The organism is Gordonia sp. IEGM753 (assembly GCF_050321825.1).
Lineage (GTDB): Bacteria > Pseudomonadota > Gammaproteobacteria > Pseudomonadales > Pseudomonadaceae > Aquipseudomonas.
Genome location: NZ_JBNQGB010000002.1, coordinates 578,642 through 598,964 on the forward strand (window position 1 = coordinate 578,642; position 20,323 = coordinate 598,964).

Consider the following 20,323-nt stretch of genomic DNA (forward strand, 5'->3'; position numbering starts at 1 on the left):
TGGCCTGCCAGCGATGGCCACACCTCGGTCTGCCAGAAATCCTTGTTCGATGGGCGGGCCTCATCGCGAGCAGGCTCGCTCCCACAGTAGATTTTTGTTTTTCACAAAACCTGAGCCTTGCCCAGATCCAATGTGGGAGCTGGCCTGCCAGCGATGGCCACACCTCGGTCTGCCAGAAATCCTTGTTCGATGGGCGGGCCTCATCGCCAGCAGCCTCGCTCCCACAGTAGATTTTTGTTTTTCACAAAACCTGAGCCTTGCCCAGATCCCTGTGGGAGCTGGCCTGCCAGCGATGGCCACACCTCGGTCTGCCAGAAATCCTTGTTGAATGGGCGGGCCTGATCGCGAGCAGGCTCGCTCCCACAGTAGATTTTTGTTGCTCACAAAACCTGTGTCTTGCCCAGATCCAATGTGGGAGCTGGCCTGCCAGCGATGGCCACACCTCGGTCTGCCAGAAATCCTTGTTCGATGGGCGGGCCTCATCGCGAGCAGGCTAGCTCCCACAGGGGTTTTGGGTTGCGCATAAAAAACCGGGCGATTTTGAGGTCGCCCGGTTTGGGTGAGGTTGTTACAAATGCGATTCGGCGTATTCGGCCAGAATCGAGCGCGGTACGCCTTGCAGGGTGATGTGTACGCCGTTCGGGAAATCCTTGAAGCGTTCGGTCAGGTACGTCAGCCCGGAACTGGTCGCGGACAGGTAAGGGGTGTCGATCTGCGCCAGGTTGCCCAGGCACACCACTTTAGAACCGGCGCCGGCACGGGTGATGATGGTTTTCATCTGGTGCGGCGTGAGGTTCTGGCATTCGTCGATCAAAATCAGGCTTTGCTGGAAGCTGCGACCCCGGATGTAGTTGAGGGATTTGAACTGCAACGGCACTTTGCTGAGGATGTAGTCGACGCTGCCATGGGTGTTTTCATCATCCATGTGCAAGGCTTCGAGGTTGTCGGTGATGGCCCCCAGCCAAGGCTCCATTTTTTCTGCTTCGGTGCCGGGCAGGAAACCAATTTCCTGGTCCAGGCCCTGCACACTGCGGGTGGCGATGATGCGCCGGTAGCGCTTGCTGACCATGGTCTGCTCGATTGCAGCCGCCAGCGCCAGAATGGTTTTACCGGAACCGGCCGCTCCCGACAGGTTCACCAAGTGGATATCCGGGTCGAGCAGCGCATACAGCGCCAGGCTTTGGTAGATGTCGCGCGGTTTCAGGCCCCACGCCTCCTGGTGCAGCAGCGGTTCTTGGTGCAGGTCCAGAATCAGCAACTTATCGACCTGAATTTCCTTGATCCAGCCGACAAAACCCTGTTCGTCAATGATGAACTCGTTGATGTGCACAGCCGGCAGGTTGTCGATCAGTTGCACCTGGTGCCAGGTGCGACCGTGGTCCTGACGCGTTTCGACCTTGCTCACACGGTCCCAGAACGAGCCGGTCATGTTGTGATAACCGTTGGGCAGCAACGAAACGTCGTCCACCAACTGGTCGGTGCTGTAATCCTCGGACGCGATTCCGCAGGCCCGAGCCTTGAGGCGCATGTTGATGTCTTTGGTCACCAGCACCAGGCGCAAATCCTTATCGCGCGCATGCAGGTCAATCAACTGATTGATGATGATGTTGTCGTTCAGGTGCTCAGGAAGAATGATGTTCGGTTCGGCACGTTTGCTCATCAGAATTGACAGCAAACCCTTAGGGCCGCTTTTGCCACGCTGGATAGGGACGCCAAGCTCGACGTCTTCCGGGCTGGCATCGCCCAGTGTCTTGTCGATCAGGCGAATCGCCTGACGGCATTCGGCAGCAACGCTGTGATGCCCGCTCTTGAGCTTGTCCAGCTCTTCAAGCACGGTCATCGGGATGGCGACGTGGTGTTCTTCGAAGTTAAGCAGGGCGTTTGGATCGTGAATCAATACGTTGGTATCGAGTACATAAAGGATTGGCTGGTTGGAGGAAGAACTACGTCCGTGATCATCCATACTCGGTCACCTTTGTGGGAGCCATTCGACGCAATACCTTGACAGTGCTGCGCCTCGAAGTGACCACCGAATTCACCTGCGGGGACTCAAGTGAACTGCCTACACAAACTGGGTCTTGGAAGACGCCACCTGTGTTGCAGGTTTCGGCGGTCTGTCTTCGTAATACTCCAAAACATGTGACAGGAAAAAGCACTTTGTCATTTTTTTGAAGTTTATTTTACAGAGTGACCAATAGCACTTGGCGTACTGCCATCACCCCGTTAAAGTTGGAAGTCCGCCTGCACCGAAATACCCTCCAAAAACGCCCCGAGCTCAATGTTTGCTGGCTTTGCGCTGTTCAGCGAAAGCCGTCCTGACAATCTTCCCAACCGATCCCGCTTTGCGCTGTTTGCGTTACAAGCCAGGGCATCGCTGTTTTCAACGCATCCTGCTTCACGTTGAAGTTGATCACCCCATGACGCCATAACAGCATCAGGGTCAGCACGCGTTGCGCGCTCTGGTTGCCCTTGAGCTTGCCGGCGCCGTCTTGCGCGTCAATGTCCCACAGCGCCACGTGCAGGCCCTGGGTATTGAAAAAGCCCTCAGCGTCTGCACGCCGCTGACCGTCGGGGGGACGAAACAACGGCACATAATTCTCTGGCAGTTTGCTTTTAACCAGCTCGACGCTGCGCTTGACCGAGTCCTGCCAGTCTTGCCAATGACTGTGCGAGCGAAACTCCCAGCCTTGCACGCCGATGCACTGCTTTGAATAGTTCGCCTGCAGGCTGGCGACGGAGCCTTCGGCCAATCGCGCCTGTATGTCTTTGCCAAGCACGAAGAACGTGCCGCTCATGTTTGCTTTGCGCAAATAGCCTGTGGCCCATGCAGTGTTGTCCGGTGCGGCATTGGCGGCGCTGTCGAAAGTCAGTAAAAACAACCGGTCATGCATCTCGTCGCCGTTGCGCTCATAGTCGCCAAAACGATCGACTTCGCTGCTGGTTTGCGGGAACAGCGCAGCCTTGCGCAATTGCTCATCCAAGTATTGCGCGTGGAACAACCGGCTCGGCTCGGCCCATTTGGTGTAATAGCTGTCATCGCTCACCTGAAATTTCGCCGCTTGCTGACGCAAAGTGTCCATGTCTTCGACAAGGAAGCAAAAGGACGCGTCCTGGTCGCAACTCTGCTGGGCGAAGTTGTAGTTGGCCAGCAAACGTTGCCACATCCGCTGCCGCAACTGGTTGACCGACTCCAGATTGATCGTCCGCAGGCCCAGGCGCTGAGCCAGGCTTGCTTCGTCTAACGATTCGCTGGCCAGCAACACGCGGGCAAACATCAAAATCTCGGCCCGCGAGGCAACGTCGAACAGGGTCGGGGTATTGAGCTGTTCAGGCCATGTGCCGCGATCAAGCGTCGCTACATCACCCGGTGCCGCCAAGGCGCCGAAACTCAACAGCAAGGCAGAGAATAGAAAAACGATACGCAATGGGATGTCTCCATAACAAAACCCGCGCGGCACTATAGCTGATCCTGCCGATATTCCTGCAGCCACGCGAACCACTGTGGGAGCGAGCCTGCTCGCGATGCGGCGTTTCAGGCGACATGTATGTCGACAATGCCGCCGTGATCGCGAGCAGGCTCGCTCCCACAAGTTTGTGGATTGCCACCGATCACCTATGAACTTGATAGCTGGAGTCAACCGGCCCAACCCCCTAGAATCGCCCCCACGATTAAAGGAGACGACTTCATGCTGATGGTGATTTCCCCCGCCAAGACCCTCGATTACGAAACACCGCCGGCGACCCAGCGCTTTACTCAACCGCAATACCTGGACCACTCCCAGGAGTTGATCATGCAGTTGCGCGACCTGACGCCGGCGCAAATCAGCGAGCTGATGCACGTCTCCGACAAGATTGGCGGTCTGAACGCCGCGCGTTTCGGCAGCTGGACGCCGGCGTTCACACCGCAAAACGCCAAGCAGGCCTTGCTCGCCTTCAAGGGCGATGTTTATACCGGGCTCAACGCGCAAACCTTCAGCGAAGCCGATTTTGATTACGCCCAACAACATTTGCGCATGCTGTCCGGCTTATATGGCTTGTTGCGCCCATTGGACCTGATGCAACCGTATCGCCTGGAAATGGGCACCAAACTGGCAAATGCCCGTGGCAAGGACTTGTATGCGTTCTGGGGCACGCGCATCAGCGAATGGCTCAACGAAGCGCTGGTCGAGCAAGGCGATGATGTGCTGTTGAACCTGGCGTCCAACGAGTACTTTTCGGCGGTCAAACGCAGCGCATTGAACGCGCGCATCATCAATGCCGATTTCAAGGACCTGAAAAACGGCCAGTACAAAATCATCAGTTTCTACGCAAAAAAGGCGCGCGGCATGATGAGCCGTTTCGTCATTGAAGAACGCATCAAGGACCCGAAACACCTCAAGCAATTCGATGTTCAAGGCTATCGATTCAGCGCCGAACTCTCTAAACCGGATAATTTTGTGTTCCTGCGTGATCACGCCCCGGAGTAATTGCACCTTTTGTGCGCGCACGGCGTGTAACTCGCGTCGTGCGCCTTGCATGATCGTCCAACAATCCCCCGCCACATTCGCCATGTTATTGGCGCCAAAAAAACAACACCTCAATTTCTAACTATTCTTTCACTCGACATTTGTGATTTTTTTCAGTAGTGGCACTGAAAAATTTTCACGGTAGTGGCACAAAACTATCTAAGCCGATAATCACCCTATATATAAAGGGCGAAACCGTAAGTGCTATCAATATGAAAGCAGTGCCATCTTTCTCAATATTTCAAGAAATTCCATAATTCGCGATGGGCGGGCTGGAACTATGTCCAAATGCGTCGCTCATACCACCGGTAACGATTCTCACCGTGTATGTACGAGATAACTTACGCAGATAAGAGATTCACGTAGCGAAGTTGTCACATTAACTTGCGCTGACTAATCCCTGATGTAAGCAACATTTGAAGGACAGGAGATAACGCATCATAACTATCCCCTACAAGGCCAAGGCAGCGCCCCTATAAACGTGCTCACCTGAGCACTCAACCGCTTGATCCACGGGCTTCTCGCCTGACATTGAGCGCGCAAGACCATTGCACCCACGTCGTGTGATTAGACGAAAGGCTGCATAACAGGGCAAGCCATAACAATAAGGCCTCGTTGCGCACACCTTGAGTGCACTTATTTAGACACTCGAAACTTTAGTTGCCTGCTCACGGCATTGTGGCGCCTGTGCGTCGCACTTCTGAGTGCACTACTACCGCTGAACACCATTAACTCCGGCCATCTAATGGCTCGATAAACACTGAGGTAATTGCGATGCGCATCAGCATATTTGGTTTGGGTTACGTTGGCGCAGTCTGTGCCGGTTGCCTGTCTGCACGGGGCCATGACGTCGTTGGCGTTGATGTCGCCAAAGACAAGATCGATATGATCAATGCCGGTAAATCACCGATCGTTGAGCCGGGCCTGGGCGAACTTCTGCAGAAAGGTATCGAGACCGGTCGTCTGCGCGGTACGACCAACTTCGCCGAGGCGATTCGCGATACCGACCTGTCGATGATCTGCGTGGGTACGCCCAGCAAGAAGAACGGCGACCTGGAACTGAATTACATCGAAGCAGTGTGCCGCGAGATCGGTTTTGTCCTGCGCGATAAAACCACCCGTCACACCATCGTCGTTCGCAGCACCGTACTGCCGGGCACCGTGGCCAACGTAGTGATCCCGATCCTCGAAGACTGCTCCGGCAAAAAAGCAGGCGTTGACTTCGGTGTCGCGGTAAACCCTGAATTCCTGCGTGAAAGCACCGCGATCGCCGACTACGACCAGCCGCCAATGACCGTTATCGGCGAGTTCGACAAGGCTTCCGGCGACGTACTGCAAGCACTGTACGAAGAACTCGACGCACCGATTATCCGCAAGGACATCGCTGTTGCCGAAATGATCAAGTACACCTGCAACGTGTGGCACGCCACCAAAGTGACCTTCGCCAACGAGATCGGCAACATCGCCAAGGCTGTCGGTGTCGATGGTCGCGAAGTGATGGAAGTGGTCTGCCAGGACAAAACGCTGAACCTGTCCCAGTACTACATGCGCCCAGGCTTTGCGTTCGGCGGCTCTTGCCTGCCCAAAGACGTGCGTGCCCTGACCTTCCGCGCAGGTTCGCTGGACGTCGATGCACCGCTGCTCAACTCGCTGATGCGCAGTAACGAGTCCCAGGTACAGAACGCCTTCGACATCGTTTCCAGCCATGACAAACGCAAAGTCGCCTTGCTGGGCCTGAGCTTCAAGGCCGGCACCGACGACCTGCGCGAAAGTCCGCTGGTTGATCTGGCAGAAATGCTGATCGGCAAGGGCTACGACCTGAGCATCTACGACAGCAACGTCGAGTACGCCCGTGTTCACGGCGCGAACAAGGACTACATCGAATCGAAGATTCCGCACGTGTCGTCCTTGCTCAACTCGGACTTCGACGACGTGATCAACAACTCCGACGTGATCATCCTCGGCAACCGTGACGAAAAATTCCGCGCCCTGGCGCAGAACGCTCCGCACGGCAAGCAAGTGGTCGACCTGGTCGGCTTCATGTCCAAAGCCACCAGCGTCAGCGGTCGCACCGAAGGCATCTGCTGGTAATACGGAATCCCGTCTCTGACACCGCGCTTTCGCGGATGAAACACCTGTAGAAGCCTGGCTTGCCGGCGATGGCGTACTTGATCTCGCCATCGCCGGCAAGCCGCACGCCTACAGGGGCGCGGGGCTTGTAACTGACTTTAGGATTCCGATTATGCACAGGCTAAAGCACGGCCTGCTTCAGGCCGCCGGTTGGCTGTTTTACCTCAGTTTGTTGATGGGCATCGCCATGGTGTTGCCTACGTCCACGTTCGACTCCGAGTCGAAGGACTTTATCTTTTTGATTGGCTTCATCGGGATCTGGCGTTACTCGATGGGCGCCACGCACTTTGTGCGCGGCATGATTTTTTTGTACATCGTCTATCCGCACCTTCGGCGCAAAGTGCGCAAGTTGGGTAAAGCGGCAGATCCCTCGCATGTGTACTTGATGGTCACCAGTTTTCGTATCGACGCGTTGACCACCGCGCAGGTTTACAGCTCGGTGATCCGCGAAGCGATTGACTGCGGCCTGCCCGCCACAATGGTCTGCTCGATCGTTGAAATGTCCGATGAGCTACTGGTGAAAAGCCTGTGGGCGCGGATGAATCCGCCGGACCGGGTCAAGCTCGACTTCGTGCGCATTCCCGGCACCGGCAAACGCGATGGCCTGGCTTACGGTTTTCGCGCCATCTCCCGCCACTTGCCGGACGACCGCGCCGTGGTTGCAGTGATCGATGGCGACACCGTGCTGGCCGAAGGCGTAGTGCTCAAGACCGTGCCGTGGTTCCAGCTGTTCGGCAACGTCGGCGGCCTGACCACCAACGAGTTCTGCGAAGTGCGCGGCGGCTACATCATGAGCGAGTGGCACAAGCTGCGTTTCGCCCAGCGCCACATCAACATGTGCTCGATGGCTTTGTCCAAACGCGTACTGACCATGACCGGCCGTATGTCAGTGTTCCGCGCCAGTGTCGTGACCGACCCGGACTTTATCGCCGACGTCGAAAGCGACTCGCTGCAACACTGGCGCCTGGGCCGCTTCAAGTTTCTGACCGGTGATGACAAGTCGAGCTGGTTCAGCCTGATGCGCCTCGGCTACGACACTTTCTACGTGCCTGATGCCGCGATCCACACCGTGGAACATCCACCGGAAAAGAGCTTCATCAAGGCCAGTCGCAAATTGATGTTCCGCTGGTACGGCAACAACCTGCGCCAGAACTCACGCGCCTTGGGCCTTGGGATGAAACGCCTCGGTCTGTTCACCTCGGTGGTGCTGTTCGATCAACGCGTATCGATGTGGACATCCCTGCTGGGCCTGACCGTGGCGATCATCGCCAGCTTCAAATACGGCACCGCGTTCATCCTGGTTTACCTGCTGTGGATCGGCATCACCCGCCTGATCCTGACCCTGCTGTTGTCGTGTTCCGGTCACCGCATTGGCCCTGCTTACCCGGTGATTCTCTATTACAACCAGATCGTCGGCGCGCTGGTGAAGATCTACGTGTTCTTCCGCCTCGACCAACAATCCTGGACTCGCCAAGACACCAAATTGACCCGTGATCTCGCCAGCTTTCAACGTTGGTTCAACACCTGGTCGTCTCGGACCATGACCTTCTCCGCCGGCAGCATTTTTGTCGCCGTGCTGCTGATGATGGTCTGACCGCCCCCTTATTGAATTAACCAGGAAATCGCCCCTATGAATACCGCCGTCAACGCTAACGTAGTGCATGAATCCGAAGCCCAGCGCCAACACGCCCGGGTGAAAATCCCGGCCAAGCTGCGCTTTTTCGGTCCTGACCGGACTCCGGTAGAAGCGCGAGTGATCGACCTCTCGGCAGGTGGCCTGGCGTTCAACGCCGGTCAGCTGCCGCTGAAAATCGGCGATGTGCACAAGGCTCGCCTGCAATTTGTGATCGATAACCTCGGCCTGGCGATGGACGTGGAGCTGCAAATCCGCTCCTTCGACCGCCAGACCGGTCGCGCCGGTTGCCAGTTCCAAAACCTGGAACCACAAGACATCTCGACGCTGCGTCACCTGATCACCTCGCACCTGGCCGGCGACATCGTCAGCATGGGTGAAGTGCTGGCCACGCTGCAGCGCGATAACTTCACCAAGGCGCGCAAGGTCAAGGACGGCGGCCACGGCATGACCCCGTTCGGGCGTTTGCGAGCAGTGACGTTCAGCCTGGCGATTTTCCTCGTCGGCCTGGCGGCGTTCGGTTTCATTTTCAAATCGGTGTACGGCATGTACTTCGTCAGCCACGCACAGGCTGGCCTGGTCAGCGTGCCGGGCATGAACATCACCATGCCGCGTGACGGCACCGTGCAGAGCCTGATCAAAGCTGACGGCATCGCGGCCAAAGGCGCCCCGCTCGCCACGTTCAGCACCAGCATGCTCGATGTACTCAAGGGCCATCTGGACGAAGATCAACTGCAACCGGCCAAGGTTGAAGAGCTGTTCGGCAAGCAAATGACCGGCACCCTGACCTCGCCGTGCGATTGCACCGTGGCGCAGCAACTGGTGGCCAACGGTCAATACGCCAGCAAGGGCGACGTCATCTTCTCGCTGGTGCCGCGTAACAGCGAAGCCAATGTTGAAGCGCGCTTCTCGTATCGCCAGTTCAGCGACGTTCGCCCAGGCACTTCGGTCAACTTCCAGATTGCTGGCGAAGACAAAACCCGCACCGGCAAAATCGTCAGCAGCACGAGCCTGAAAAGCGCCGACCTGTCTTCCGACATTCGCGTGTTGATCCAGCCAGACGAGCCGCTGGACAGCAAGTTCGCCGGTCGCCCGGTTGAAGTGAACAGCGACCGTGGTCCGAACCTCAACTGGCTGATCGACAAAGCCATGGCTTCTGGCCTGTAAGCGGAGGACATGCCTGTGACTCTTTTCCTCAAAACACCGCAATCCCTATGGGAGCGAGCCTGCTCGCGATGGGCCGGGGTCGCGCTCGACCAATGCGGTTTGTCTGATGTACCGAGTTGCCGGAATCGCCAGCAGGCTGGCTCCCACAGGGGTGCGATGTGCGCCTTGGCATTGGCAGTGAGTCTCGCCGGTTGCGCCGGTCTGCCCGACCAGCGCTTGGCCAATGAAGCCCTGAAGCGCGGCGACACGGCGCTGGCTCAGCAGAACTACAAGCAACTGGCCGACCTGGGCTACAGCGAAGCGCAAGTAGGCCTGGCTGATATTCAGGTCGACAGCCGCGACCCGGCGCAGATCAGGCAAGCCGAGGCGACTTACCGCGCCGCGGCCGATGTGTCGCCACGAGCTCAGGCTCGTTTGGGTCGCTTGCTGGTGGCTAAACCTGGCTCTACCGAAGCCGAACAACACGAAGCCGAAGGCCTGCTGAAAAAAGCCTCGGCCAATGGCGAAGGCAACACCTTGATTCCGCTGGCCATGCTGTACCTGCAATACCCGCACAGTTTTCCGAACATCAACGCTCAGAAACAGATCAGCCAATGGCGCGCCGAAGGCAAGCCGGAAGCAGGCCTGGCTCAAGTGCTGCTGTATCGCACCCAAGGGACTTACGACCAGCACCTGGACGAAGTTGAAAGCATCTGCAAAGCGGCGCTGAACACCACCGACATCTGCTACGTCGAGCTGGCCACGGTTTATCAAAAGCAAGCCAAACCGGAACAGCAAGCCGAGCTGATCAAGCAGATGCAAGCGGCTCATGCGCGCGGCACCGTTTCTGCTCAGCGCGTAGACAGCGTCGCTCGCGTATTGGGCGATGCAACCTTGGGCAAGACCGACGAAAAAACCGCTCAGTCGCTGCTCGAAGGCATCGCTCCGGGTTACCCCGCTTCCTGGGTCAGCCTCGCGCAGTTGCTGTACGACTTCCCGGAACTGGGCGATGTCGACACGATGATGAAATACCTGGACAACGGTCGCGCCGCTGATCAACCGCGCGCTGAACTGTTGTTGGGCAAACTCTATTACGAAGGCAAGTGGGTACCCGCCGACGCCAAGGTCGCTGAGGAACATTTCCAGAAAGCGGTCGGTCGCGAAGTCGCCGCCGATTACTACCTCGGCCAGATCTACCGTCGCGGCTACCTGGGCAAGGTCTACTCGCAAAAAGCCCTGGATCACTTGCTGACCGCTGCGCGCAACGGCCAGAACAGCGCTGACTTCGCCATCGCTCAACTGTTTTCCCAAGGCCGCGGCACCAAGCCCAACCCGCTCAACGCGTATGTCTTCAGCCAGTTGGCCAAGGCTCAGGACACCCCGCAAGCCACTGAGCTTGCGCAAACACTCGAAGCCCAACTGCCGCCTGCCCAGCTCGCCGAGGCCCAACGCCTGTTGAAACAAGAACAGACCGTTCGCGGAGCCTTGAGCCAGAACACGCTGGACCTGCATGCCCTGCAAGAAGAAGACGGCGAGGAATCCCTATGAAGTTGAATCCATTCGTCAAGGCCGGTATTGGCCTGACATGCGCTTTGCTGTGGTCTTGCCCGACCTTGGCGGCATTGACCGACGCCAAGAATTTCGGCCTCGAAGTCAAAATCACCGGCCAGTCTGAAGACGACCGTGACCTGGGCACCGCACCCGGTGGCGACGTCAACGGTGTCGGCCTCGACTTGCGTCCATGGGTCTACGGCGAAAGCGGCGCGTGGAGCGCCTACGCCATGGGCCAGGCCGTGACGTCCACCGACATCATCGAAACCGATACCTTGCAGGCCTCGGACAGCGACGGTACCCAGGCCACCGATAACGGTGACCGCAAGACCAAGAAAAACTACTTGGCCATGCGTGAGTTCTGGATCGGCTACAGCGGCCTCACGCCGTACCCGGGCGAGCAGCTGAAGCTCGGTCGCCAACGCCTGCGCAACGACGACGGCCAATGGCGCGACACCAACATCGAAGCCTTGAACTGGACCTTCGACACCACCCTGTTGCGTGCCAACGTCGGTGTCGCCGAACGTTTCAGCGAATACCGTACCGACCTCAAGGAGCTGGCGCCGAAAGACAAGGATCGCCTGCACGCTTACGCCGATGCGGCGTATCAGTGGACACCGGGCAACTGGGTCGGGATTCGCGGTCACCACACGCACGATGACGGCAAGCTCGACTATTCCGAACCTGGCGTGCCTGCCGATTCGCTGGACAAGAAACAGAACGGCGACATCAGCTGGCTCGGCCTGACTGCCGACAGCGATGCCTACAACTACCGCAACACCAACACGCTCAACTATTGGGGCAGCATCACCGGCATGAGCGGCGATACCGATACGGTCAACCCGCTGAACGCCGACGGCACACGCCCTGCCGAAGCCAAACACGGTGAAGACCTCAATGGCTGGGCAACCGATGTCGGTGTGCGCCTGCGCCTCGATCCGCAATGGCAAGTCGGCGCAGCGTATGCCCGTGCCAGCGCCGAATACGAACAGAACGGCTTGGAAAGCAACCGCTCGAACTACACCGGTACTCGCTCGCGGGTTCACCGTTTTGGTGAGGCGTTCCGAGGCGAAATGAACAACATGCAAACCGCTACATTGTTCGGCTCCTGGATGCTCAACGATGAATACGACGCCAGCCTGATCTACCACAAGTTCTGGCGCGTGGACGGCAACAAGCCTGTTGGCAGCAACGGCATCAACGCGGTGGAAAACAACACCGACGATGCAACCGGCGCGATTCTCTCCAGCACCTCGTTGCCGCTCGAAGATGGCAATAAAGACCTGGGTCAGGAAATGGACCTGGTCGTCACCAAGTACTTCAAGCAAGGCTTGTTGCCAGCCGCGTTGAGCCAGTCGATCGATGAGCCTTCGGCCCTCGTGCGCTTTCGTGGCGGGGTGTTCAAACCGGGCGATGCCTACGGCAAACAAGTCGACTCGTACATGCACCGCGCGTTTATCGACGTGATCTGGCGCTTCTGATGCGAACCGCGAAGGGAGTCCCCCAGATGAATCATCAAGCCATAAGAGGCTCGATCAGCCTGCTGGCCGGCGCGATGCTGCTGGCGAGTTCGGCAGCCTTCGCCAACGTTGAGCCGGCTAACAAACCGGTCACCGTGGCCAAGGAACTGCAACAGGCCAAAACCTACACCGTCAGCAGTGCGCCAACTGCGCCGCTGGAAATGGCCAAGCCGACATTGCCCGACCTGTCTGGCTACACCGCTGAAGCGGCCGCGGCGAAAATCGTGCGCAGCAAACCGGGCAAGATCAGCGTGCGCCGAATGATGCAGGAAGACGCGCTGAAGGATTTCATTGGCGGCGACAACAAGATGGCTGAATGGGTGGTGCGTCAACACGGCATCCCGCAGGCGATCTTCGTCGACGACGGTTACATGAACCTCAAGGACCTGGCCAAGAAGCTGCCCAAGCAATACTTCAGCGAAACCTCGCCGGGTGTGTACCTGGCGAAGTTGCCGATTGTGGTCGGCCGCCACGGCATCCTCGAAATCGACAAGCAAACCCAAGAGCTGCGCTTGTCGCAAGAGGCCGGTTCGTTCCTGGTCAACGACGGCCAGCTGTTTGTGCGCGACACGAAAATCACGGGTTGGCGCGAGAAAACCAACGGCCCGGCGACGTTCACCTCGCCCAAGGAATTCCGCCCGTTCCTGCTGGCGTGGGGCGGCACCGAGACGTACATCGTCAACAGCAAAATGGCCAGCTTCGGCTACGCCAACAGTAAGTCCTACGGGGTGAGTATTTCGCAGTACACGCCAAACATGGCCAAGGTACTGAAGCGTCCCGAGCCGACTGGCTGGATCATCGATTCCGAGTTCTCGGACATGTGGTACGGCTTCTACTGCTATGAAACCCGTGACTTTGTGGTCAAGGGCAACACCTACAAAGACAACATCGTGTACGGCATCGACCCGCATGACCGTTCCCACGGTTTGATCATCGCCGACAACACGGTGCACGGCACGAAGAAGAAGCACGGGATCATTATTTCCCGTGAGGTCAACGACAGCTTCATCTTCAACAACCGCAGCTACGACAACAAGCTGTCGGGGCTGGTGATCGACCGTAACAGTGTGAACAACATCATTGCCTACAACGAGATCTACAAGAACCACACCGACGGCATCACCCTCTACGAGAGTGCCGACAATTTGTTGTACGCCAACAAGGTGATCAGCAACCGTCGCCACGGCATTCGTATTCGTAACAGCGTGAACATCCGCCTTTACGAAAACCTGTCGATGGCCAACGGCCTGACCGGCGTTTACGGCCACATCAAGGACCTGAGCGACACCGACCGCGACATCAAGCTCGACCCGTTCGATGCCCAGGTGTCGTTGATCATCGTCGGCGGCGAACTGGCCGGCAATGGTAGCGGCCCGCTGTCCATCGATTCGCCATTGAGCGTCGAGTTGTATCGCGTGTCCATGCTCGCCCCGACCAAATCCAGCGGCATCAGCTTCAACGGAATTCTGGGTGAGCGTCAGGATGAAATTCTCGACCTGCTGGTGCGCCAGCAGAAAGCCGTGCTGATCGACCCTGTCGAACGCCAGACCGAAATGCAGGACTGAGGATAATTTTATGCCCCCACACTTGATCAAATTACTCAGCCTGTCGGCCCTGACCGCCGGCATTCTTGCCGCCAGCGCCGGTGTTCGTGCGGACGAGGTTCAAGCACCAACGTTTACCGCTGATCCGTGCTGCAACCTGTGCCCGGAAGCGCATGACGCGAAGAATTACACCACGCGTTATCAGCAGAACTTCACCACGCTGGTGCAGGCTCAGGGCGACTGGCTGTTCCGTACCCAGGAAGACTTGCGCACCGAATTCGACACCTCGCCGGCCGGCTACAAACGCATGAAACAACTGCACGATGCGTTCAAGAGCAAAGGCGTGGAGCTGGTGGTGGTTTACCAACCGACCCGGGGCCTGGTGAACCGCAACAAACTCAATCCTGAAGACAAAGCCAAGTTCGATTTCGACAAGGCTTTGAAGAATTACAAGACCATGCTCGGTCGTTTCGCGCAGATGGGTTACGTGGTGCCAGACCTGTCGCCGCTGACCAACGAGTCGTTGCCCGATACCCTGCCCGCGCACGACTTCTACTTCCGCGGCGACCAGCACTGGACGCCATATGGCGCTCAGCGCACGGCGAAAATCGTTGGCGAGAAAATCAAGCAAATGCCTGAATTTGCTGACATTCCGAAACGCGAATTCGAGAGCCACAGGTCGGGTCGCATGGGCAAGACCGGAACATTGCACAACATGGCCGGTCAACTCTGTGGCACTAGCTACGCGATCCAGTACATGGATCAATTCACCACCGAACCAAAAGGCGAAGCAGCCGATGGCGACTTGTTCGGTGACTCGGGAAATCCGGAGATCACCCTGGTCGGTACCAGTCACAGCGGTAAGAACTACAACTTCGCCGGGTTCCTCGAAGAGGCCATCGGCGCCGACATCCTCAACGTGGCGTTCCCCGGCGGTGGCCTGGAAGGTTCGATGCTGCAGTACCTGGGCAGCGAAGAGTTCCAGACCAAGCCACCGAAGATTTTGATCTGGGAATTTTCGCCGCTCTATCGCCTGGACCAGGAAACCATCTACCGCCAGATGATGGCGCTGCTGGACAACGGCTGCGAAGGCAAAGATGCACAGATGACTGGCAGCACCACGTTGAAACCAGGCAAGAACGAATTGATGGTCAACAGCAAGAACCTGAACCTGCAAAACAGCAGTCACCAGGTTGACATTCGCTTCGCCGATACCTCGGTGAAAACCCTGCAAGCCACCCTCTGGTACATGAACGGTCGCCACGAGGACATCAAGATCGAAAAACCGGAAACCTCCGACACCGACGGGCGTTTCGCCTTTGAGTTGCGCACGGACGAAGACTGGGCCTCGCAGAATCTGCTGGCGGTCGAAGTCCAAGGCCCTGAAGCAGGTGCCGCGCCGCAAAAAGTCGAAGCGAAAATCTGCAAACGCAACGTGTTCCCCGGCGCTGAGCAACGTACCGCTCAGGCAGGGCAATGAGGCTACCTCTTATGACATGCATGCAAACCCGAACTTTGAAAAGACTGCTCGCGCCTTCACTGCTGACGCTGGCCATGTTCGCTGGCGCCACTCAGGCCGCCGCGCCATTGCGCCCGCCTCAGGGCTACTTCGCGCCGATTGAAAAAATGAAAACCGGCGACAACAGCGAAGGCTGTGATGCGATGCCGCAGCCTTACACCGGCTCGCTGCAATTTCGCAGCAAATACGAAGGCTCCGACAAGGCACGCTCGACGCTGAACGTGCAATCGGAAAAAGCCTTCCGCGACACCACCGCCGACATCACCAAAATGGAACGCGGCACCAGCAAGCGCGTGATGCAATTCATGCGTGATGGTCGTCCAGAGCAACTCGAATGCACGCTCAACTGGCTGACCGCATGGGCCAAGTCTGATGCCTTGATGTCCAAGGACTTCAACCACACCGGCAAGTCCATGCGCAAATGGGCGCTGGGCAGCATGGCATCGTCCTATATCCGCTTGAAGTTCTCCGACTCGCATCCGTTGGCGAACCATCAGCAGGAATCACAGTTGATCGAAGCCTGGTTCAGCAAAATGGCGGATCAGGTGGTCAGCGACTGGGACAACCTGCCGCTGGAAAAAACCAACAACCATTCGTATTGGGCAGCCTGGTCGGTGATGGCAACATCCGTCGCCACTAACCGCCGCGACCTGTTTGACTGGGCCGTGAAGGAATACAAGGTCGGCGCCAATCAAGTCGACGCGCAAGGCTTCCTGCCTAACGAACTCAAACGCCAACAACGCGCCCTCGCCTATCACAACTATGCGCTGCCGCCACTGGCGATGATCGCCAGTTTTGCTCAGGTCAACGGTGTGGATTTGCGTCAGGAAAACAACGGCGCGCTGAAACGCCTGGGTGATCGAGTGCTGGCCGGGGTTAAAGACCCGGACGAATTCGAGAAGAAGAACGGAAAAGAACAGGACATGACCGACCTTAAAGTCGACTCGAAATTCGCCTGGCTCGAACCGTTCTGCTCGCTCTACACCTGCCCGGCCGATGTGCTGGAACAGAAGCACAAGATGCAGCCCTTCAAGACGTTCCGCCTCGGGGGTGACCTGACCAAGGTCTACGACCCGGCCAATGAAAAAGGCAACAAAGGCTCTTAGGAACACTGCAGTACCCATGTGGGAGCGAGCCTGCTCGCGATGACTGAGTGTCAGTCGACATTGATGCTGAATGTCAGATTGCAATCGCGAGCAGGCTCGCTCCCACAGGGATCAGTGTCAGGCAAGTGTTGAGTGTTTTCCCCCCCAGTTTTCGGTGGGGGTTTGGGGTGGCCGTTGGCCCTTGACTGTTGGTTAAAGTGGAGAGACCGGGATGGTATTTTCATCCAACGTGTTCCTGTTTTTATTCTTGCCGATCTTTCTCGGCTTGTATTACTTAAGCGGAATACGCTATCGCAACCTGCTGCTATTGCTCGCCAGTTATGTGTTCTATGCCTGGTGGCGCGTGGACTTTCTTGCGCTGTTCGCAGCCGTTACGCTGTGGAACTACTGGATTGGCCTTAAAGTCGGCGCAGCAGGCGTGCGCACCAAACCGGCACAGCGCTGGCTGCTGCTCGGCGTAGCCGTTGACTTGTGCATTCTGGGCTACTTCAAGTACGCCAACTTCGGCGTCGACAGCATCAACGCGATGATGACCTCGGTCGGACTGTCGCCGTTTATCCTCACCCACGTGTTGTTGCCGATCGGTATCTCGTTCTACATCTTCGAGTCCATCAGTTACATCATCGACGTTTACCGTGGTGACACTCCGGCAACGCGCAACCTGATCGACTTTGCGGCCTTCGTTGCGATCTTCCCGCACCTGATTGCCGGCCCGGTATTGCGCTTTCGCGACCTGGCCGACCAGTTCAATAACCGCACGCACACCCTCGATAAATTTTCCGAGGGCTGCACGCGATTCATGCAGGGTTTCATCAAAAAGGTTTTTATCGCCGACACCCTCGCGGTGGTGGCGGACCATTGCTTCGCCTTGCAAAACCCGACCACCGGTGACGCCTGGCTCGGCGCGCTGGCCTACACCGCGCAACTGTATTTCGACTTCTCCGGTTACAGCGACATGGCCATCGGCCTGGGCTTGATGATGGGTTTCCGCTTCATGGAAAACTTCAAGCAGCCGTACATCAGCCAGTCGATCACCGAGTTCTGGCGCCGCTGGCACATCAGCCTGTCCACCTGGTTGCGTGACTACCTGTACATCACCCTCGGCGGTAACCGTAAAGGCACGCTGATGACCTATCGCAACCTGTTCCTGACCATGCTGCTGGGCGGTCTGTGGCACGGCGCGAACATCACTTACATCGTTTGGGGCGCCTGGCACGGCATGTGGCTGGCGATCGAAAAAGCGCTGGGCTTGAACACTTCGCCACGCAGCATCAACCCGATCCGCTGGGCGCTGACATTCCTGCTGGTGGTGATGGGCTGGGTGATCTTCCGCTCAGAGAACCTGCACGTTGCCGGTCGCATGTACGGCGCGATGTTCAGCTTCGGCGAATGGTCGTTGTCGGAACTCAATCAGGCCAGTCTCACCGGCCTGCAAGTCGCGACGCTGGTGGTGGCGTACGCAACCCTGGCGTTCTTCGGTATCCGTGATTTCTACAGCAACCGTCCGCCGCTCAAGACCACTCCTGCGGTAAACGTCGAGGCCGATGGCCCCGCGACTGCAACGCCTGGAATGATCAAAGCGGTGCCGGGCGACAACCCGGCCAGCATCCACGAGCCTGGCTACACCGTTGGCGTTGAAGCCACCGTGCAACCGGCCTACTGGACCGCTGACTGGTCGCGCTACGTGATGCGCGGCTTGATCCTGCTGTTGTTCATCGCCTCCATTTTCAAACTCTCGGCGCAAAGCTTCTCGCCGTTCCTTTACTTCCAGTTCTGAGGGATCTGACCATGACCCGCTCATTACGCATTGTGTACATCGCCCTGTTCCTGGTGACCTTGTTGGCACTGGGCCTGTGGTCGACGCGCAGCTTTTTCGGCTTTAACACCCACGCAGACGCGACGGTGCTGAACGGTCGCTGGACCAAAGCGGTGGAGACCCACTACGACGCCGAGTTTCCTATCAAGCGCCTGGGCACCAACCTGTGGGCTGCGCTGGATTTCAAACTGTTCAACGAAGGCCGTCCGGGCGTAGTGCTGGGGCGCGATCAATGGCTGTTCAGCGATGAAGAGTTCAACCCGATCGTCAACGAAGAGCTGAACCTGCAAGGCAACTACGCGCTGGTTGAAGGCGTGCGCCAGACCCTGAAAGCCAAAGGCATCAAATTGGTGATGGCGATTGTGCCGGCCAAGACTCGCCTGTACCCGGAACATCTGGGTGAAGTGAAGCCTTCGAGCATTCACGCCAACCTTTACCAGGACTTCCATGCGCGGGTTGCGGCCGACAAGATCCTTGCCCCGGACCTGCTCGGCCCGCTGCAAAAGGCCAAGCAAAACGGTCAACAAGTGTTCCTGCGCACCGACACCCACTGGACTCCGGAAGGCGCACAGATCGCCGCCGAAACCCTGGCTAAAACCATCGCCGACAAGTTTCCGCTCAGCGGCGAGCCACAACGCTTCGTCACCACTGCGGCAGAGAATGTCAGCCACAAGGGTGACCTGCGGTTGTTCCTGCCGCTGGACCCACTGTTTGAAAACATGATGCCGCCGCAAGAACCACTGCAAAAGCGCAACACCGTGGCGGCGGACGACCAACCAGCAGGTGACGACGCCCTGTTCGCCAACACCGAAGTGCCGGTGGCCCTGATTGGTACCAGCTACAGCGCCAACCCTAACTGGAACTTCGTCGGTGCGCTGAAACAAGCCCTGCACAGCGACGTGGTGAATTACGCCGAAGATGGCCACGGACCGATTCTGCCAATGCTCAGTTACCTGGAAAGCGAGGCCTTCAAGAACAGCCCGCCACAGGTGTTGATCTGGGAGTTTCCTGAACGATATCTGCCTGTAAACAACGAAATCGGCGACGCCGACCCAAAGTGGGTCGCAGAGCTTAAGCAAGCCGGCGCTCGCCAACAAAACGTAGCCGTAAACACAAAATCCGAGACGCCCGACCGGGCGCAAAACTGAAAGAGAGGTACACCATGACTTTCACTACTACTCCTCGTCGTCTCGCCAAGACTATTGCAATGGCAGCGACCTTCAGCGTGCTTTCCATGAATGCGTTCGCCGGTGGTGACGCCGCGCTCTATGGCCCTACCGCACCCAAGGGCTCAAGCTTTGTGCGCGTCTACAACGCCGGTAACGCTGAAGTCAGCGCCACCGTCGGCACCACCAATTTGAGCGACGTTGCGCCGCTGTCCAGCAGTGACTTCAGCTTCATGCCCGGCGGCGATTACAGCGCCAAGGTCGGCAGCCAGAGCCTGCCGGTAAAACTGGCGGGCGATCACTATTACACCCTGGTCAACAACGCCAGTGGCGCTCCGCAGCTGATTGAAGAACCGCCGTTCAAGAACAAACAAAAATCCCTGGTTCGCGTACAGAACCTCAGCGATAAGTCGCTGACCCTGAAAACCGCTGACGGCAAAACCGAAGTGGTTCCAAGCGTGGCCGCAAAAGGTCGCGGCGAGCGTGAAATCAATCCAGTGAAAGTCAGCCTGGCACTGTATGACGGTGCAACGAAGGTCGGCGACGTGAAACCAGTCGCTCTGGAACGTGGCGAAGCCGCCGTGCTATACGTCACCGGCACCGGAAGCAACCTGTCGCCAGTCTGGGTAAAACGCCCGGTCTCGACGCGCTAACACATTTGTCCGGTTGACCCGCCCCTGTAGGAGC

Annotated in this window: 14 protein-coding genes; 12 read left to right on the forward strand and 2 right to left on the reverse strand. The window is 57.7% G+C overall.

Annotation, left to right across the window (positions count from 1 at the left end; all coding sequences use genetic code 11):
* Positions 1-568: 568 nt before the first annotated feature.
* Both ACQR3R_RS15630 and ACQR3R_RS15635 read right to left on the reverse strand, forming a co-directional pair.
* Complete coding sequence (locus ACQR3R_RS15630; RefSeq protein ID WP_428273179.1) at positions 569-1,963, reverse strand: PhoH family protein; 1,395 nt, start codon at positions 1,961-1,963, stop codon at positions 569-571.
* 337 nt (positions 1,964-2,300) lie between these two features.
* A complete protein-coding gene (locus ACQR3R_RS15635) occupies positions 2,301-3,425 on the reverse strand; it encodes a polysaccharide deacetylase family protein (protein WP_428273180.1) in 1,125 nt (374 codons plus the stop codon).
* A gap of 261 nt (positions 3,426-3,686) precedes the next feature.
* On the opposite strand from ACQR3R_RS15635, the gene yaaA reads away from it, so the two are divergent.
* The 12 genes from yaaA (at position 3,687) to ACQR3R_RS15695 (ending at position 20,289) form a co-directional block, all read left to right on the forward strand.
* A complete protein-coding gene (gene yaaA / locus ACQR3R_RS15640) occupies positions 3,687-4,466 on the forward strand; it encodes a peroxide stress protein YaaA (protein ID WP_428273181.1) in 780 nt (259 codons plus the stop codon).
* 813 nt (positions 4,467-5,279) lie between these two features.
* Complete coding sequence (locus ACQR3R_RS15645; RefSeq protein ID WP_428273182.1) at positions 5,280-6,596, forward strand: nucleotide sugar dehydrogenase; 1,317 nt, start codon at positions 5,280-5,282, stop codon at positions 6,594-6,596.
* Between the two features lie 151 nt (positions 6,597-6,747).
* Positions 6,748-8,229: a mannuronan synthase gene (gene alg8, locus ACQR3R_RS15650; RefSeq protein WP_428273183.1), complete on the forward strand. Its 1,482-nt coding sequence runs from the start codon at positions 6,748-6,750 to the stop codon at positions 8,227-8,229.
* A 36-nt stretch (positions 8,230-8,265) separates the two neighbouring features.
* Positions 8,266-9,435 (forward strand): PilZ domain-containing protein, encoded by a 1,170-nt coding sequence (locus ACQR3R_RS15655; protein WP_428273184.1) that lies wholly within the window; start codon positions 8,266-8,268, stop codon positions 9,433-9,435.
* Between the two features lie 9 nt (positions 9,436-9,444).
* Positions 9,445-10,962, forward strand: a complete 1,518-nt coding sequence (gene algK / locus ACQR3R_RS15660; RefSeq protein WP_428273185.1) for an alginate biosynthesis TPR repeat lipoprotein AlgK — start codon at positions 9,445-9,447, stop codon at positions 10,960-10,962.
* Entirely contained in the window at positions 10,959-12,446 is a 1,488-nt protein-coding gene (locus ACQR3R_RS15665; protein ID WP_428273186.1) for an alginate export family protein, read from the forward strand. The genes algK and ACQR3R_RS15665 overlap by 4 nt, the downstream gene beginning before the upstream one ends.
* 26 nt (positions 12,447-12,472) lie before the next feature.
* Positions 12,473-14,050 carry a mannuronan 5-epimerase AlgG gene (gene algG / locus ACQR3R_RS15670; protein WP_428273187.1) on the forward strand — a complete coding sequence of 526 codons (1,578 nt, stop codon included), beginning with the start codon at positions 12,473-12,475 and terminating at the stop codon, positions 14,048-14,050.
* Between the two features lie 10 nt (positions 14,051-14,060).
* Positions 14,061-15,509: an alginate O-acetyltransferase AlgX-related protein gene (locus tag ACQR3R_RS15675; protein WP_428273188.1), complete on the forward strand. Its 1,449-nt coding sequence runs from the start codon at positions 14,061-14,063 to the stop codon at positions 15,507-15,509.
* Between the two features lie 20 nt (positions 15,510-15,529).
* Positions 15,530-16,654: a mannuronate-specific alginate lyase gene (locus tag ACQR3R_RS15680; protein WP_428273189.1), complete on the forward strand. Its 1,125-nt coding sequence runs from the start codon at positions 15,530-15,532 to the stop codon at positions 16,652-16,654.
* A 211-nt stretch (positions 16,655-16,865) separates the two neighbouring features.
* Positions 16,866-18,431: an MBOAT family O-acyltransferase gene (locus ACQR3R_RS15685; protein WP_428273190.1), complete on the forward strand. Its 1,566-nt coding sequence runs from the start codon at positions 16,866-16,868 to the stop codon at positions 18,429-18,431.
* 11 nt (positions 18,432-18,442) lie between these two features.
* Positions 18,443-19,618, forward strand: coding sequence for an alginate O-acetyltransferase AlgX-related protein (locus ACQR3R_RS15690; protein WP_428273191.1), 1,176 nt, complete (start codon positions 18,443-18,445; stop codon positions 19,616-19,618).
* 14 nt (positions 19,619-19,632) lie between these two features.
* The gene (locus ACQR3R_RS15695) at positions 19,633-20,289 is read left to right on the forward strand and encodes an alginate O-acetyltransferase AlgF (protein WP_428273192.1); all 657 of its coding nucleotides are present in this window, start codon (positions 19,633-19,635) and stop codon (positions 20,287-20,289) included.
* The last annotated feature ends 34 nt before the right edge of the window (positions 20,290-20,323 follow it).